This window comes from Collinsella aerofaciens, assembly GCF_040920445.1.
Lineage (GTDB): Bacteria > Actinomycetota > Coriobacteriia > Coriobacteriales > Coriobacteriaceae > Collinsella > Collinsella aerofaciens_BH.
Genome location: NZ_JBCOTQ010000101.1, coordinates 1 through 1,924, shown reverse-complemented (window position 1 = coordinate 1,924; position 1,924 = coordinate 1). Strand labels below are relative to the sequence as shown.

2 protein-coding genes are annotated in these 1,924 nt (G+C 54.6%); both read left to right on the top strand.

Annotation, left to right across the window (positions count from 1 at the left end):
- Window positions 1-76, top strand: a 76-nt coding sequence (locus AB5405_RS09780; RefSeq protein WP_195239190.1) for an arginine deiminase family protein, incomplete at its 5' end; no start/stop codon positions are given.
- A gap of 149 nt (window positions 77-225) precedes the next feature.
- Entirely contained in the window at window positions 226-1,350 is a 1,125-nt protein-coding gene (locus AB5405_RS09775) for an aminotransferase (RefSeq protein ID WP_368138355.1), read from the top strand.
- Window positions 1,351-1,924 lie beyond the last annotated feature (574 nt).

The window sequence follows — 1,924 nt, the reverse complement described above, 5'->3', positions numbered from 1 at the left end:
GCCCTCCGCCGAGCTCTCCCGCGGCCGCGGCGGCCCGCGCTGCATGAGCATGCCCTTCTGGCGCGAGGACCTCTAAGGTCTTCAAGGACCCGTACAGGTCTTAATACATACATCTAGCTGCCATTAGATGTCTCCCATTGGGGCGGTGCGGGTATTCGCACCGCCCCATTCTTGTATGAGGAACGTCAACACGATTGGATGACTGCTTTTGTAAGGAGCTTGGCCATGGATATCAAGACGATCGGCGTTGAGGAATGGCTTAACGTTTGGGAGAAGAGCGCTACGTGGGATATCGCCCAGTCGACGATTTCGTCGCTTACCATGGGCGAGCTGCGCGCGCTCGACGATCAAGATGGTGCCACGTTCTACGAGCGCCTGGATCGCGAGAAGATGAACTACGGCTGGATCGAGGGTTCGCCGGAGTTTAAGGCCGAGGTTGCCAAGCTGTATCGTCACGAGGTCAATCCCGATCACATTCTGCAGACCAATGGCTGCACGGGCGCTAACCTCAACGCCATCATGGCCGTGGTCGAGCCCGGCGACCATGTGATTGCCGAGTGGCCCACCTATGCGCCGCTCTATGAGATCCCGCGTACACTCGGCGCCGAGGTCGAGTATTGGGAGCTTTGTGAGGAGCTCGGATGGAAACCCGATATCGAACAGCTCAAGCGCCTCGTTCGCCCCAACACCAAGCTCATTTGCATCAATAACGCATCGAACCCTATCGGTACGGTGCTCGATGCCGATATGCTCGGCCAGATTGCCGAGATCGCCCGCTCGGTGGGCGCCTACGTGCTGTGCGACGAGGTATATCTGCCGCTCGAAAACACTGAGTCCTTTATGTCGATGGTCGACGTGTACGAGAGGGCCATTGTCACCAACTCGTTGTCGAAGACCTATTCGACACCTGCGGCCCGCGTGGGCTGGGTCCTGGCCGACAAAGAGGTGTCCAACCGCATCCGTACCTATCGCGATTACACCATGATCTGCGGCGGCGTGTTCAACGATGCTCTGGCGACCTATGTGCTTGAGCACAAGGATAAGATTCTCGAGCGCAATCGCAAGATCGTGTTTGGCAACCGCGATATCGCGCAGGCTTGGATCGATACGCAGCATCGCGTTTCCTGGACGGCCCCGCAGGGCGTGTCCACCTCGTTTATCCTGCTGGATATTCCCGAGGATGACGAGGAGTTCTGCAGGCGCCTGCTGTCCGAGAGGGGAGTGCTGCTGGTCCCCGGTAGCCGTTTTGAGCTTCCCTGCGGCGCACGCCTGGGCTACTGCGCGAGCGAGGACGTTCTGCGCGAGGGCCTGAGGCTTTTGGGCGAGGCACTGGCGGAGTTCGATCGCTAGGATTCCGATGGTCTTCGGGGGCCTTATCCAAATTAGCCGAAGATAATCGAAAACGGACCCGTTTCCCTAGGGGAAGCGGGTCCGTTTTTCTATACCGAGAAGTCAAGTTGTTACAAATGGGGCCGTAAAGCGAGGCGGTATCCGCTGGGCCTTATACTGAGTTTCCGGTGAACGGTATCAAGCGTCTGGTAAACGGTAATTTATTTATCAGAAATGAATAGGACAAACTTTTTTCTGAATAAAAATGAAAATGGTTGAGACGCGGTGTGAACCGCTAATTCTATTCATAGCTTTATTGGAAATATGCAATTTGAGGATGGTTTAACAAAGTTTAGTTCCATTTGATTTTAGGATTAAAACGCGTTTAAGCACGTAAATACGCTTTATTAAGATGAAGTGTGCCATGCGTGAAGTATATGTGTATGCCGTTCACCCCCTATAAAAAACCGTTCGGGGGCAAGGTGGAAGTATGAGCTGATTTTGGATATAAATATGTCGTCAGCAATAACGCCTCACACGGAGGGGCGCTAACGAATCGGCCCTGACAAGGGCCCGAAAGAAAGGTAGGAGGCCA

What these genes read in the sequence shown, in the direction of transcription:
- AB5405_RS09775 (WP_368138355.1), top strand. Translation starts at nt 226, where the DNA reads ATGGATATCAAGACGATCGGCGTTGAGGAATGGCTTAACGTTTGGGAG.